The organism is Mesorhizobium sp. M7A.F.Ca.MR.176.00.0.0 (assembly GCF_004023165.1).
In the GTDB taxonomy this organism is placed as follows: domain Bacteria; phylum Pseudomonadota; class Alphaproteobacteria; order Rhizobiales; family Rhizobiaceae; genus Mesorhizobium.
On sequence record NZ_RZTC01000138.1, the window covers coordinates 1 to 14252 of the forward strand.

14 protein-coding genes are annotated in these 14252 nt (G+C 63.8%); 8 read left to right on the top strand and 6 right to left on the bottom strand.

Translation table 11 applies throughout. The annotated features are described in order from the left end of the window. Window positions 1-725, bottom strand: a 725-nt coding sequence (locus tag EOB59_RS30145) for a LysR substrate-binding domain-containing protein (protein WP_128289913.1), incomplete at its 3' end; no start/stop codon positions are given. A gap of 97 nt (window positions 726-822) precedes the next feature. On the opposite strand from EOB59_RS30145, the gene EOB59_RS30150 reads away from it, so the two are divergent. Next, window positions 823-1719 carry a DMT family transporter gene (locus EOB59_RS30150; RefSeq protein ID WP_127266552.1) on the top strand — a complete coding sequence of 299 codons (897 nt, stop codon included), beginning with the start codon at window positions 823-825 and terminating at the stop codon, window positions 1717-1719. A 69-nt stretch (window positions 1720-1788) separates the two neighbouring features. On the opposite strand, the gene EOB59_RS30155 is transcribed toward EOB59_RS30150, so the two are convergent. Then, window positions 1789-2400, bottom strand: a complete 612-nt coding sequence (locus EOB59_RS30155) for a thymidine kinase (RefSeq protein WP_127266553.1) — start codon at window positions 2398-2400, stop codon at window positions 1789-1791. 258 nt (window positions 2401-2658) lie between these two features. Here EOB59_RS30155 and EOB59_RS30160 point away from each other — a divergent pair, with 258 nt between their 5' ends. The 3 genes from EOB59_RS30160 to choV all read left to right on the top strand — a co-directional run bounded on the left by EOB59_RS30160 (window position 2659) and on the right by choV (window position 5750). After that, the gene (locus tag EOB59_RS30160) at window positions 2659-3594 is read left to right on the top strand and encodes a choline ABC transporter substrate-binding protein (RefSeq protein ID WP_127266554.1); all 936 of its coding nucleotides are present in this window, start codon (window positions 2659-2661) and stop codon (window positions 3592-3594) included. Window positions 3595-3717: 123 nt separating this feature from the next. Then, a complete protein-coding gene (gene choW / locus EOB59_RS30165; protein ID WP_127266555.1) occupies window positions 3718-4572 on the top strand; it encodes a choline ABC transporter permease subunit in 855 nt (284 codons plus the stop codon). Continuing rightward, window positions 4569-5750: a choline ABC transporter ATP-binding protein gene (gene choV / locus EOB59_RS30170; RefSeq protein WP_128289914.1), complete on the top strand. Its 1182-nt coding sequence runs from the start codon at window positions 4569-4571 to the stop codon at window positions 5748-5750. Before choW ends, choV begins: the two co-directional genes overlap by 4 nt. Window positions 5751-5800: 50 nt before the next feature. On the opposite strand, the gene EOB59_RS30175 is transcribed toward choV, so the two are convergent. Continuing rightward, the gene (locus tag EOB59_RS30175) at window positions 5801-7207 is read right to left on the bottom strand and encodes an ATP-binding protein (protein WP_127397491.1); all 1407 of its coding nucleotides are present in this window, start codon (window positions 7205-7207) and stop codon (window positions 5801-5803) included. After that, the gene (locus EOB59_RS30180) at window positions 7204-7920 is read right to left on the bottom strand and encodes a response regulator transcription factor (protein ID WP_127397492.1); all 717 of its coding nucleotides are present in this window, start codon (window positions 7918-7920) and stop codon (window positions 7204-7206) included. Before EOB59_RS30180 ends, EOB59_RS30175 begins: the two co-directional genes overlap by 4 nt. Before the next feature lie 229 nt (window positions 7921-8149). Between EOB59_RS30180 and EOB59_RS30185 the strand changes: the two genes are divergently transcribed. The 4 genes from EOB59_RS30185 (at window position 8150) to clpS (ending at window position 9813) form a co-directional block, all read left to right on the top strand. Next, a complete protein-coding gene (locus EOB59_RS30185; RefSeq protein WP_128289915.1) occupies window positions 8150-8452 on the top strand; it encodes a hypothetical protein in 303 nt (100 codons plus the stop codon). A 39-nt stretch (window positions 8453-8491) separates the two neighbouring features. Continuing rightward, window positions 8492-8725 carry a hypothetical protein gene (locus EOB59_RS30190; protein WP_013529962.1) on the top strand — a complete coding sequence of 78 codons (234 nt, stop codon included), beginning with the start codon at window positions 8492-8494 and terminating at the stop codon, window positions 8723-8725. Window positions 8726-8899: 174 nt separating this feature from the next. After that, entirely contained in the window at window positions 8900-9265 is a 366-nt protein-coding gene (locus tag EOB59_RS30195; RefSeq protein ID WP_127266561.1) for a hypothetical protein, read from the top strand. Between the two features lie 242 nt (window positions 9266-9507). After that, the gene (gene clpS / locus EOB59_RS30200) at window positions 9508-9813 is read left to right on the top strand and encodes an ATP-dependent Clp protease adapter ClpS (protein ID WP_023809857.1); all 306 of its coding nucleotides are present in this window, start codon (window positions 9508-9510) and stop codon (window positions 9811-9813) included. Window positions 9814-9815: 2 nt separating this feature from the next. Here the strand turns inward: clpS and EOB59_RS30205 are convergent, their stop codons facing one another. Both EOB59_RS30205 and EOB59_RS30210 read right to left on the bottom strand, forming a co-directional pair. Continuing rightward, window positions 9816-11894: a hypothetical protein gene (locus EOB59_RS30205; protein ID WP_128289916.1), complete on the bottom strand. Its 2079-nt coding sequence runs from the start codon at window positions 11892-11894 to the stop codon at window positions 9816-9818. A 63-nt stretch (window positions 11895-11957) separates the two neighbouring features. Continuing rightward, window positions 11958-14252: DUF4159 domain-containing protein (locus tag EOB59_RS30210; RefSeq protein WP_128289917.1), on the bottom strand; the 2295-nt coding region annotated here is incomplete at its 5' end.

Below are 14252 nucleotides of genomic sequence, written 5' to 3' on the forward strand. Positions count from 1 at the left end.
ATGCGCAGCGATGGCGGAACGCTGCGCATCGCAAGGCCAGCCACCGCGAGCCCGGCCTGGACGACGGCGATCAGGCCAAGCAGAGAGGCGCTTGAATAGGTACAGCGATAGAAGCGGTCGGCATCGCCAAGCGCCTGCAGGACATTCATCCTGGCGGCGCAGCCCGGTTCGAACAAGGCGACCGGAAGCGGGTCGGCCTCCCAGGCGACATGGTTGGGCGAGGCGACCCAGACGAAGCGTTCCAGCCGGATCACCTCAAGCGGCTGCTCCGGCAAGCGGGTGATGATCGCCAGATCCAGCCGCCCCTCCGCCAGCGTCTTCACCAGCGCGGTCGACTGTTCGCAGATCAACTCCACCGTCACCAGGGGATGCTCCGCCGCGAAGCGTGAGAGCACGGGCGGCAGGAGGAAGGCGGCATAATCGTCGGGCACCCCCAAGCGGACGCTGCCTGTCTCCTTGGGCCGGGTGACGCTTGCCCAGGCTTCATCCGACAGTTTCAGCAACCGGCGCGCATAGATCAGGAAATCCTCGCCGATCGCATTGGGAGTGACGGTTCTGGGACCACGCACCAGAAGCTGGTTGCCGACCATCTCCTCCAGCCGCTGCATCTGCATGCTGACCGCCGACTGGCTGCGGCCGACCCGAGGTGCTGCATTGGAAAGGCTGCCGCTCTCGACGACGGCGACAAAGGTTTTCAGCAGGTTGAGATCGAGTGGCGCGGCCATGGTGCTATCAGCATATCGAATAGATCATTCCAAATCTATTCGCTTGTTTGAAGGTGGCGCCAGTGACCAGATGGTTGGGATCGCTGGGAACCACCACATGACGGACGCCTCGACAGCCCGCTTCCCGGCCGCGAGCCTTGCTCTGGCAATGGTGATCGCAGGCACGGTCGGCGCCTTCGCCACGGAATCGGGGCTGCATCCCGTCACCGTCGTCTTCTGGCGATGTGTGTTCGGCGCGATCTTCCTTCTCATATGGTGCCTGTTGCGCGGCTACCTGCCGGATCGGACGCTGTTGCCGTCCCGGCTTGCCCTTGCAGCACTTGCCGGCGTGTGCATGGTGCTGAGCTGGACAGCCTTCTTCGCCGGCTTCGCCATGACGTCGATCGCCACGACGACGATTATCTACCATATCCAGCCGTTCTTCGTGGTCCTGATCGGCGTGGTTTTCCTAAGGGAACGCATCTCGCCCGACCAACTGCTGTGGATGCTCGGTGCGTTTCTCGGCGTCGTGCTGGCCAGCGGCCTCGTTTTCGCGCACGGTCATGCCGATGCCAACTGGGTGCCGGGCATTGCGCTGACGCTGGGCGGCGCACTGCTCTATGCCGTTACAACGATCCTAGCCAAAGGCCTGGGCCAGCAGCGCGCCGAAATCACGGTACTCTGCCAAACGGTGGTGGGGGTCGTCATGCTCGCCCCGTTCGCCGGCGTCGGCCAACATATTGCGCCTGCATCATGGGGCTGGCTGCTCGGCATCGGCGTGCTGCACACTGGCATCGCCTACGTGTTGATGAATTCGGCCTTCCCACGCCTGACGACACCGGTGATCGGCGTCATCACCTTCATCTACCCGGTCGTCGCCATCATCGTCGACTGGGCTATCTATGGGCATCCGCTCGGACCGGCGCAGGCAGCCGGCATGGCACTGATTGCGCTGGCAACGCTTGGTGTGCGGCTTGGCTGGCGGTTTCCAAGACGGCGTGTCTCGACCGTGTGAGCCCGAAGCAATTCCCGGGAAAGCACATAGCGCTTCCCCTGGAATTGCTCCAATAACCAAGAGACAGAGTCAGCCTTTGATAAAGCCGATGAAATCGTCTGGCGTGGCGCGGCCCATCTCTTCCTCCCAGTGGCGGCGGCAGAGCGAGACATAGACATCCTTGCCGATTGCCACCTGCTCGCCCTGGCGCGCCACCTTGCCATCGGGGCCGAGGCGCACGACCATCGTCGCCTTGCGGCCGCATCGGCAGATGGTGCGCACTTCGCGCAAATCGTCGGCGATGGCCAGTAGCGCGCGCGAGCCGGAAAACAGCTTGCCCTGGAAATCGGTACGCAGGCCGTAGCACATGACCGGGATGTTCAACCGGTCGGCGATGCGGGCGAGCTGCCAGACCTGCTCCTCCTCGAGGAACTGCGCCTCGTCGACGAAGACGCAATGCACTGACGTATGCGCGTGATGCTCGGTGACGCGGGCGAACAGATCGTCGCCATCGCGGAACATCTCGGCTTCCGTCTCCAGGCCGATGCGCGACGAGATCAGGCCGGTGTCGCCCTTGCGGTAGTGGCCGGCGACGAACAGCATCGTGCCCATGCCGCGCTCGCGATAATTGTAAGAGGCCTGCAAGAGCATCGTCGTCTTGCCGGCGTTCATGGTCGCATAGTGAAAGTAGAGCTTGGCCATGCCGCTCTTTTAAGCCGACTTGCCCTGATACGGGGAGGGGCGGTCGCCCGCATTCCCCTGAAAAAGCCGGCCCGTCTTCGAAAAAACCGTCCGGCATGGCAAAAGCGCCTGATGTGTCGCTGATTGGCCAGCCCGCGCCGTTGATCGCGATTGTCTTAATGCTTGAAACCACACCAGAATGGTGTTTGGCTGACGAAACAAGGCGGGCATAGAAACCGTAGCTACGCTTCGCCAAAGAATCACAATGGGAGACTGTCTATGTCGCGTATGAACTCTTTCGTCGCCGGCCTCGGTCTGGCGGCTTTTTTGTCCACCAGCGCTGCCTTTGCCGGCGATCCGGCGAGCTGCAAGGCGGTGCGCCTTTCCGATGTCGGCTGGACCGACATCCAGGCGACGACCGGCATCGCCTCCGTGCTGCTGACCGCGCTCGGCTATGAGCCGCAGACGATCCAGCTGTCGGTGCCGGTGACCATGGCGTCGCTGAAGAACAAGGATCTCGACGTGTTCCTCGGCAACTGGATGCCGTCGATGACCAACGACATCAAGGACTATACCGCCGATGGCTCGGTCGAGACGATCAGCACCAACCTGACCGGCGCCGGCTACGGCATCGTCGTGCCGACCTATGTCGCTGACGCCGGCGTGAAATCGCTGACCGATATCGGCAAGTTCAAGGACAAGTTCAACGGCAAGATCTATGGCATCGAGGCCGGCAATGACGGCAATCGCATTATCCTCGACATGATCAAGAACCCGAAAGACAATCTCGAAGGCTTCGAGCTGGTCGAATCCTCGGAGGCCGGGATGCTGACGCAGGCCGAGCAGTCGATGAAGAGCAATGAATGGATCGCCTTCCTCGGCTGGACGCCGCATCCGGTGATGGGTGCCATGAAGATCACCTATCTCGATGGCATGGGCGACAGCGGCTTCGGCGCCGCCACTGTCCATACCAATGTGCGCAAGGGTTACACCACCGAGTGCCCGAATGCCGGCAAGTTCATCGCCAACCTGAAGTTCAATCTCGATATGGAAGGCGAGATAATGGACGCGATCCTCAAGGGCGCTGACGCCAATACGGCTGCGACCGACTGGCTCAAGAAGCATCCGGACGCGGTTGCTCCGTGGATTGCCGGCGTGACCACTTTCGATGGCGGCGACGCCGCTGCAGCCGTGAAGACTGCGCTCGGAAGCTGAGCAGGTCTTGCGTTCGGCGTGACCGATCAAGAAGGGCAGTCACTGTAGAAAGGGCTGCCCTTTTTCATATCCTGTGACAAGATGACCGTCCGGCAAGGACGGCGACTGCCAAAGAGGGGCAAGATGGATCCGATTTCAAAATTCTTTGTCAGTTATAAAATCCCCATAGGCGAGTGGGGCAAAGCGTTCTTCACCTTCCTTACCGACAATTTCAACACCTTCTTCCGCGGCCTCTCCGGCGGCTTGAATTTCCTGCTCGATGGAGTGGTCGACACGCTGCTGTTGGTACCGCCGGTCCTTCTCATCGCGCTGATTGCACTGCTTGCCTATTATCTGCAGCGATCGAGAGGCTTGGCGGTGGCTGTCTTTCTCGGGTTGCTGTTCATCCTCAACCAGAACCTCTGGAAGCAGACGGTAGAGACACTGGTGCTGGTGGTTGCCGCCGCCGCCGCCTCGATGGCCATCGGTGTGCCACTCGGTATCTGGGCGGCGCACAAGCCGAAGGTCTATCGCGTCATGCTGCCGGTGCTCGATTTGATGCAGACGCTGCCGACCTTCGTCTACCTCATCCCGGTGCTGACGCTGTTCGGCCTCGGCAATGCGCCCGGCCTCATCGTCACCATCATCTTCGTCATCCCGACCGCGGTTCGTCTCACGCATCTCGGCGTCGTCTCGGTGCCGAAGTCGATCGTCGAGGCCGGCGAGGCGTTCGGCGCCACCAAGAGCCAGTTGCTGTGGAAGGTGGAGCTGCCCTCGGCGCTGCCCACCATCATGGCCGGTCTGACGCAGTGCATCATGCTGTCGCTATCGATGGTGGTGTTTGCCGCACTGATCGGCGCGGGCGGCCTCGGCACCGAAATCAACCGGGCGCTGGGTTCGCGCAAGATCGACCTCGGGCTTGAGGCGGGCCTCGCCATCGTCGTTTTGGCCATCGTGCTCGACCGGATGACCCGCATCGCCGTTGGAGGCAAGAAATGACCGTCGCCGTCGATTTCCGGAACGTCGATATCGTCTTCGGCGCCGACCAGGCCGGATCGCTGAAGATGATCGACGCCGGAGCCAGCCGCGCCGAGATCCTCGAAAAGACCGGCAATGTACTGGGTTGCGCCGGCGCCAGCCTGACGGTGAACGAGGGCGAGATCTCCGTCCTGATGGGCCTCTCCGGTTCGGGCAAGTCGACATTGCTTCGGGCGGTCAACCGGCTCAACGTGGTGTCGCGCGGCCAAGTGCTGGTCAAGGATGGCGACAAAACCGTCGACGTCGTCACCTGCGACGAGGCGACCCTGCGGCGCCTGCGCCAGAAACAGGTGGCGATGGTGTTCCAGCAGTTCGGCCTTTTGCCCTGGCGCACGGTGGAGGAGAATGTCGGTCTCGGCCTCGAACTCGCCGGCGTACCGGAAGCCGAGCGCAAGGAGCGCGTGCAACGCCAGCTCAAGCTGGTCAATCTCGACCAGTGGTCGAAGAAATACGCGCATGAGCTGTCGGGCGGCATGCAGCAGCGCGTCGGCCTGGCGCGGGCCTTCGCCACCGAGGCGCCGATCCTGCTGATGGACGAGCCGTTCTCGGCGCTCGACCCGCTGATCCGCACCAAGCTGCAGGACGAATTGCTGCAGCTGCAGGCCGAATTGAAGAAGACCATCATCTTCGTCAGCCACGACCTCGAGGAGGCGCTGAAGATTGGCTCCCACATCACCATCATGGAGGGTGGTCGCATCGTGCAAACCGGCGCGCCGGAGGACATCGTGCTGCGGCCTGCCAACGACTATGTCCGCGACTTCATCGCCAATGTGAACCCGCTGTCGGTGCTGACCGCCTGGAACGTGATGCGCGACCGTCGCGATCTGGAGCACGGCAAGGACGGCTGGGTGTGGCTCGACCGCCGCAAGACGACGCGCTTCAAGATCGATGATCACGGGCTTGTGGCGGCGGCCGAACGCGATGGCAAGCTGGCGGTCTGGGTGTCGTGCGCCGACGTCGAAGGCCAATCCGAGGAAGCCGCGCAAGTGTTCTGGGCCAATCCGGGCACCTCGCTAAAAACCGTGATGCTGGCCATGCACCGTTCACAGACCGCTCCCGTGGCGCTGTTCGACGACCAGTCGCGCTTCGTCGGCGCCATCGGTATCCGCGATGTCCTGAGCGCGGTGCTGAGAAGGTAGGTTCTTCGGAACTCAATATTGACGAGGCGGCGACCAATCGCGCCTCTTTTTTAAGCCGCCAGCGGCAGGCGCAGTTGGGTCAGCAGGCCGCCGCCCGGGTTGTTGGACAGGCGGATCTCGCCACCTGCGGCGCGCGCGATGTTGCGGGCAATGGTCAGGCCGAGGCCCAGACCGCCGGTCTGGCGGTTGCGCGATTGTTCGAGGCGCACGAAGGAGCCGAACACGGCGTCGATCTGTGCCTGCGGTATCCCGGGCCCTTCATCGCGGATGGTGAGCAGGATCATGTCCTCCGACCGGCGCAGCGAAAGATGCGCCTTCTTGCCGTAGGTGACCGCGTTCTGCACCAGATTGGTGACGCAGCGCTTGAGCGCGACCGGCCGCGCCATGCAGATCAGCCCGCGCGAACGGGTCTCATCGTCGAACGACACGTCGTCATAGCCGTCGGCGATCGATTCCACGAGCGACCAGAAATCGATGCGTTCGTTCTTTTCCTCGGTCACTTCGAAGGTGGCGAAGTCGATCACCGAGCTGGCGATGCCCTCGACATCGGCGAGGTCGTGCGCCAATGCCTCGCGGACCGCCGATTTGCGCAACAGCTCCAGGCGCAGGCGCATCCTGGTCATCGGCGTGCGCAGATCATGCGCCAGTGCCGCCGCCAGATGTTCGCGGTCTTCGACATATTCGCGCAACCTTGCCTGCATGGCGTTGATCGCCTTGGCGGCGGCTCGCACTTCGCGGCTGCCGCTCTCAGCGATCGGTGGGCTCTTCAGATCCTTGCCGATCCGGTTCACGGCGGTTTCCATCATCCGGTAGGGCGCCGTCAGTCGGCGCAGCGACCAGATCGACATGATCACCACCAGCCCTGCGATCAGCGAATAGAGCGGCAGGCTGTCGAAGCTCAGGATCGGGCCGACCGGCGTGATCGGCTCGGTGAAGTTCAGCCATTGGCCGTCGGCGAAGCGCAGCGAGGCCGTCAGCTTGTCGCTCTGGGCGAAGTCGGCGGCCAATACCAGAAGGTCGCGTTCGACCTGGCCGATGTCGGGTCCCGGCGCCGTGCCGTCCGCGTCATCGGCCTCGCGCGTCGCCGGATCGCGGCGTACGCGTGCATCGGTGATGCCGAATTTCGACAGCCTGCCGACGAGGATGTCTTCGAGTTCGGCCAGTTCGTCGTCACCGGCGATCGACGAAGTGACCGCCGGTGTGTCCGAAACGGTGAGCGCATAGGTTGAATTGAACAGGCCGCTCGCCGTCGCCTTGCGCTCGTCCGGACTGGCGTCATGCATGAGCTGCACCAGCGAGAAGGCACGGTCGTTGAGCCGGTAGAGGTCGACGACGTCGTTGGCCGCGGCGCGGTCGCGCGATACGATGTAAAGGGTCGCGACCTGGCTGATCAGCAGGCCGGCAATGACGATCAGCAGCACCCAGACGGGCAAGGTCTGCGGCAGGAAACGCCTCATTCGGAGGTCGTCTCGGGCAGGAACTGGTAGCCGCCGCTGCGTACGGTCAGGATCAGCTTGGGCGTCTTCGGGTCGTCCTCCATCTTGCGTCGCAACCGGCTGACCAGGATGTCGATGCTGCGGTCGAAGGAATAGTCGCTGTCGCCGCCGGACAGTTCGATTAGCTGGTCGCGGGTCAGCACGCGCTGCGCGCTCTTGACGAAGGTCTGCAGCAGGTTGAATTCGGCCATGGTCAGTTCGACCCTGACATCGTCGGGTGCGATCAGCCGGCGCCGAGCACAATCCATCGTCCAGCCGGCGAAGCGGTAGATCTGCTTGGTAGAAGCGCGCTTGGGCTCGGCGGCGCCATTGCGCCTGAGCACGGCGCGGATGCGCGCCAAAAGCTCGCGCGGGTCGAAGGGTTTGGGCACATAATCGTCGGCGCCCATTTCCAGGCCGACGACGCGATCGGTCGTCTCGGTGACGGCGGTCAGCATGATGATCGGCGTCGAGTACTGGGCGCGCAGGTCGCGGCACAGCTCCAGCCCGCTCTTGCCGGGCAGCATCACGTCAAGGACGATGAGGTCCACTTGGACGCGCCGCAGGATGGTCTCCATCTCGACACCGTCGGCGGCAACCGAGGTGTGCAGGCCCCGCTTCTGGAAGAATTCCTGCAGCAGATCGCGGATACCCTTGTCGTCGTCGACGATCAGTATGTGTGCGTCGGATTTCACAGCAGCCCTGTCATTGTTGCCAAGCCCTTCTGTCACAACCCACACGATAGAATTCAGGCCATATGTTGGCCAGTGGCTATGATGGGTTCACACTGGCTTTCTCAGACACAATCCAGAAACAAAATTCTACAGTTCAGAAAAACTCCTGAAAAATTTCAAGGGCATAACTGGTCTCGTGGCGGTCAGGTCATCGGCTGCGACGCTAGTCTCCGGGTTTACGGATAAACCGATGCCAAGGTTGTCGATCAGTTTGTTGGGTGCGTTGCTGGGCTTCTGCCTGGTCACTGCCGCTGTCGGACAATCGGACGCAAAGGTGACGCTCACAACCCGGAGCGAACGGTGCGCCAATCTCAGCCACCAATTTGATGAAGCCCTCGAAACCTACGCCACGGCAACGCAGGTCACCGCGGCAAAGGCACTTCAGAGAAAGGGCAACCGGTACTGCGCCGCCAAGAAACAGGCGCAGGGCATCCGGATGCTCGCCAATGCTTTGAAGCTGCTTGGAGTGACGCCGAACGACCCGGTTCAGTAACACTCAGAAACTTGACCCGCATAAAAAGGAAACGAAGCCATGAAAAAGTCCATCCTCTCCGCCACCGGTCTCGCCGTCGCTCTGGCTTTCGCGATGCCGGCTCTCGGCAACGCCGCCGCCACCACGACCGCTGCTCCGGCTGCTTCGACGACCACCGCTCCGGCGACTGCCGCTCCGGCCAAGGCTGCTCCGAAGAAGGTCGTCAAGAAGACCGTCAAGAAGCACAAGAAGGCTGCCGAGAAGGCCGTCAAGAAGGACGCCCCGAAGACGTAATCAGGTCCGGCATAAAATGCCGGCCTGTTGGCCAAGGACGCTCCAGCTGGTTTCGGCTGGAGCGGCCTTCTTCCTGTCCGAGCCACTGAAGCCCCGACGAAGTCTGGCACCGGCAGCTTCCGCCTCGACTGACACTTAACCCGTTTGCAACGCCGGCCGTGTAGGACAATCCGCATGAAGAAGCGGCTTTCGTCCATTTTGCGCTCGATGGTGATCGGCGGCCTGGTTGCCACCGGCGTCGCCAGGGTGCTGATCCTGTTCACCGCCAGCCCGGTGCCCGATCCGGCCACCGGACGCACCGAGCCTTCGCTGTTCGCGCCGGCGATTTCCACCAACTGGGACTACATCACGCCGGCACAGACCTGGCTGCTGATCGTGCTGACAGGCGCGACGCTGATCTGCGTCGCCGCGTGGCCGATCACGGTCTGGCTGGAACGCCGGGCGGATGCGGGTGGAAACCGCTTTCACCCCGATATCCGGCCCGCCACGACCGCGCGGCAGATTCCCAGCCGTCGCATGTTCGGCCGCCAGGGCCGTTGAACGGCAACCGACACTTTCCCACATGATTGTGAATGGCCGCGTCGGCGGACACTGGTTTTTTCGCGCGTCGACCAAAATGGACGACCGCTTTCGCTGGTGCCAGAATGGCGGCAGGGTTGCTACGCCAGAGCAATTCACCGTTTCGTGGAAACGGCGAACCGTTCTGATCCTTTGTCTTGACGCAATTCCGGGCGGAAAACCGTTTTACACTTTTCCTGGAATTGCTCTAACTGTCGGTTCCAATGCCTGAAATCACCACAAAACCGCGCGTCCAGGTCAAGCCGCAGGTCGAACGGCCAAAGCTCTACAAGGTCATCCTCATCAATGACGATTTCACGCCGCGCGAATTCGTCGTGACGGTGCTGAAGGGTGAGTTCAAGCTCAGCGAAGACCAGGCGCATCGGGTGATGATCACCGCGCATCGTCGCGGCGTCTGCGTCGTCGCCGTGTTCACCAGGGATGTTGCCGAGACCAAGGCGACGCGCGCCACCGATGCCGGCAAGGCCAAGGGCTATCCGCTGATGTTCACGACGGAGCCGGAGGAGTAGCTCTACCGTCCTTCGCGGTACCACATCGAACCCATTGCCAGAAGCAGCAGGCCGAGGCCGAGGAAGCCGCCGAACAGCGGCACGCGCGAGACGGCCTTGAGCACGCTGTCGTCCGTGGTGCGCAGTCCGATCCAGTCGTTGCCGGACGCGGCACCAGCCGAGCGCACAGGCACGATGGAAGGCAGCGTCACGTCGCTGCCAAGGGCTGTGGACGACGCCAGCCGGCGCACGCTGCCGCCGGTGGCTTCAGCCGGCGCCTTCAGCCGACTTTCGGTGGAAATGACGTCGGCGAATTCCGGGGCGTTGACCGGCCCGACATGGGCGAGCGCGGTGAGGTCGCCATTGGCGACCTGATAGAGGCCGATCTCGCTGGTCTCGACGCTGCCTAGGAAAACGCCGGGCTCGGATTTCTCGAGCTTGACGGTCAAGGTCTTGCCGGACGGGGTGATGATCTGCGCGGGGCCGGGATCGTCGGCCATCGTCTGGCGGCGGATTTCCAGCACCATGCCGCGGCCGTCGGCGGTCAGCCGCTCTTCCTCGAGCTCAGGCTCCTTCATCAGCCAGTGGGCGATGCGCCGGTAGAGCTGGACATGCGGGCCGCCGCCCTCGAAGCCGCGCGCCCACAGCCAGCCCTGATCGGACAGCAGCATGCCGACGCGGCCTTCGCCCTTGCGGTCGAGCAACAGCAGCGGCCGGTTGTCGGCGCCCTTCATCACCACTGCGCCTTCGGGATTCTGCACGCCGATGGTGCGGAACCAGCGGCTCCAGTGCGGCGGCTCGGTGGCAGAGCCATCCAGCCCACGCGTCACCGGGTGGCGCTGGCCGAGTTCGGTGAGGCGCGGATAGAAGGCCTTGTCGACCACCTCGCCGGTCGGCATCGCCGGCAGGGCGGACATCAGCGGCGTGCGCGCGATCGAGCTTTCGCCGGCATATTCGGGGCCCGCCGCGATCAGCAGCGCGCCGCCCTTTTCGACATATTCGGAGATGTAGTCGTAATAGAGGATCGGCAGCACGTCGCGGTGCTGGTAGCGGTCGAAAATGATGAGGTCGAAATCCTTGATCTTCTCGACGAACAGCTCGCGGGTCGGGAAGGCGATCAGCGACAATTCGTTGATCGGCGTGCCGTCCTGCTTTTCCGGCGGCCGCAGGATGGTGAAATGGACGAGATCGACCGAGGCGTCGGATTTCAGCAGGTTGCGCCAGGTGCGTTCGCCGGCATGCGGCTCGCCGGAGACGAGCAGCACGCGCAAGTTCTCGCGAATGCCGTCGATGAGCGCGATGGCGCGGTTGTTGGTGTCGGTCAGTTCGCCCGGTTCGCGATCGATGGCGAGTTCGACGATGTTGCGCCCGGCACCCGGAATGGTCACCTGCAGCGGCATCGCCTGGCCAACGGTGGCGTGCTCGACCGCGACCTGTTCGCCATTGACCGAGACGCGCACATCGACCGGGCCGGTCTCGTTTTCGGTCGAGATGACGCGGTAGGTCATGTCGAGCGGCTTGCCGACAAGACCGAAGCGCGGCGCGTTCTCGAAACGTATGCGGCGATCCTTCTCGTGATCGTTGCCGGTTATCAGCGCATGCAGCGGAGCGTTGAAATCGGGCGCTCCCGGGGGGGCGTCATGGACCTCGCCATCTGTGATCATGATGGCGCCGCCGATGCGTGACGGCGGCACGTCGCGGAAGGCGCCTTCAAGCGCGCCGAACAGCCGTGTCTCGGTGCGCTCCTCGGCGGCTTCGGATTTGCCGGCCTCGACGACGCGCACGTCGAACTGCTTGAAGCGGCCAAGCCGCTGCTGCAGCCCGGCCAACGCCTCGTCGGTCTGCTTGGTGCGGTCGCCGATATCCTGGCTCTGGCTGCGGTCGACGACGAGGGCGACAACACTTTTCAGCGGCTCGCGCTCCTCGTTGAGGAACACCGGGTTGAACAAAGCGGCGGCGAGCGCCAGAAGGGCGATGAAGCGGAAGACCGAACCGCGCTGGCGAAACCACAGGCCGACCAGCGCAAGCAGCGCCAGCGGCACCAGCGCCAAGGCCAGCAGTGGCCAGGAGATCAGCGGTTCGAAGGAGATCGACCAATTCATTCCTTACCCTCCCGTTTGTGGGGAGGGTTTATCCGCGACCGGAGGGCACCAAACAAACTCATTCTACTGCCCCAGCCGTTCGAGCAGTATGGGCACGTGCACCTGGTCGGATTTGTAGTTGCCGGTCAGCATGTACATCATGATGTTGACGCCGGCGCGCAGCGCGTAGATGCGCTGCATCGGGTCTGCCGGCACGGTTGGCAGCATCGCATCGCCGTTCTGGTCGACCGCCCAGGCGCCAGCGAAATCATTGGCGGTGATCATGATCGGCGAGACGCCATCGCCGGTACGCACCGGCCGGTTCTCGGCGTTGCTGGCGTCGAGCGAGGCCTCGACCCAGAGCGGGCTGCCGGCGAAGCGGCCGGGGAATTCGGGCAGGATGAAGAAGGATTTGGTCAGCACGTGGTCGGACGGTACCGGTTCCAGCGGCGGCACGTTGAGATTGCCGAGGATGTCGCGCAGCCGCTCCGTCGCCGGGCTGGTCGAATCGGCGCCGATGCCGTTGGCGAACTGGTCGCGGGTGTCGAACAGCACCGTGCCGCCTTGCTGCATATAGGCGTCGACGCGGGCGATCGCTGCCTGGCTGGGCATCGGTGCGGCCGGATCGATCGGCCAGTAGATCAGCGGATAGAACGACAGCTCGTCCCGGGAGATGTCGACGCCGGCCGGCTCGCCCGGTTCCAGCGCCGTCTTCTCGACCAGAAAGCGCGTCAGCCCCTCGAGCCCGGCGCGGCTGATCGAATCGTCGCCCGGCACGCCGGTCAGCACATAGGCGATGCGGGTCTTCGAAATCGCCTCGATGGCAATTTCGTCACCCGGCTTGGCGTCGTCGGCGCGGGCAAGGTCGGCATGACCGAACAAGCTACCCAGCGCAATCAGGACGGCGGCGGTGGTTGTCACGGCACCGGCGCGGCGCGGCCGGCGTGAAAACAGGCCGCCCATCCAGAACACCGCCAGCGTATCAAGCAGCATCAGCACCAGGGCGGCCGCGACCAGCGTGCCTTTCAAATTGCGCGATTCGTCAAAGGCATACTGGATCGAGGTGACCGGAACAGTGATTTGCGGGCGCGCCAGGGGCGCCAACTTGCTGTCGGCTTCCAGCAGATTGTGGGCAAAGACACCCGTCTCGGAACCATAGAGACCGGGCGGGTTTTCAAAAGTCACCGGCAGCGCGCCAGCGCCCGGTACAAGCGGCCGTGCATCCGGCGTCGGCGGCACCAGCGAGCCGTCGGCTGCAATCATGCGATAGGGCGCCAGCGACGCCGCGGCGGCTTCGGCATTGGCGATGGCCGCGCCCTGGTTGCGCGACAGCTGCACGATGCGGCGCAGCATCTCGACGAAGCTGCCAGAGATCGGCAGGTTCGACCAGGTTGCCTCGGGGGTGACGTGGAACAGCACCAGCGTGCCCTTGCCTTTCTTCAGTCCGGTGACCAGCGGCGTGCCGTCGGCAAGGGCCGCCCAGGTGCGCTCGACGATATCGGGTGTCGGCTCGGCCAGCACCTGCCTGGTGACGGTGACCTCGGTCGGCGGCGCCAGATCGGCGAACGGGCCGGCCTTGGGGAATTCGGTGACAGGCTGCGGCGACGTCCATGACAGCGCGCCGCCGAGCGAACGCTCGCCGGTGCGAAGGCGGACGGGCAGCAAATCGTCGTCATCGCCCGCGGTGGCCAGCCGCGAACCGGCGAAACGCACCAGCGTGCCGCCATTGTCGACCCAATCGACAAGCCTCTGCCGAACCTGTCCGGGAATGGTGCCGATATCGGCCATGACGATCATCGCGGGCTTCTGGTCGAGGATTTGCGGGATGGCGTCGGCAAGATCGGCGCTGGAGGGTTCGACCAGATCGGCGAAGGGCTGCAGCGCCCGCCTGATGTAGTAGAGCGGCGACAAAAGCGGCTGTGCCTGGTCAGCCTCGGCCTGCGACAATAGGCCGACGCGCCGCCGCTTGGAGCTTTCGTCGAGGACGCGGACCGCACCGGCCTGCCGCTCGCCGTCGAGCGCGATGGAAGCGAAGTCGTTGCGCAGCTCGAACGGCACCGCCATGGTGCCGGTGGCGGTGGTTTCGCCAGGCGAAAAGGTCAGCGTCGCATCGGCGATGCGGCGGCCCTTGTCATCGAAGGCGCCGGCGGTGACCTGCGCCGGGGCAGGGTCGCCCGGCGCGCGGATGGCGGTCAGTGCAAATCCGTCGACCTGGTTGTCGGCGGCGGTCAGGCCGGTCAGCGACAGCCTGTCCGCGGTTGCCCAGACGACACGCGCGGCATTTTTCGACAGAAGCGTGTTGAAGGCGGCTTCATCGCCTTTTGCCGCCAGGCCGTCGGCAAGCACGGCGACACTGGCCCCGGGCAAGGTCTCCAGCAC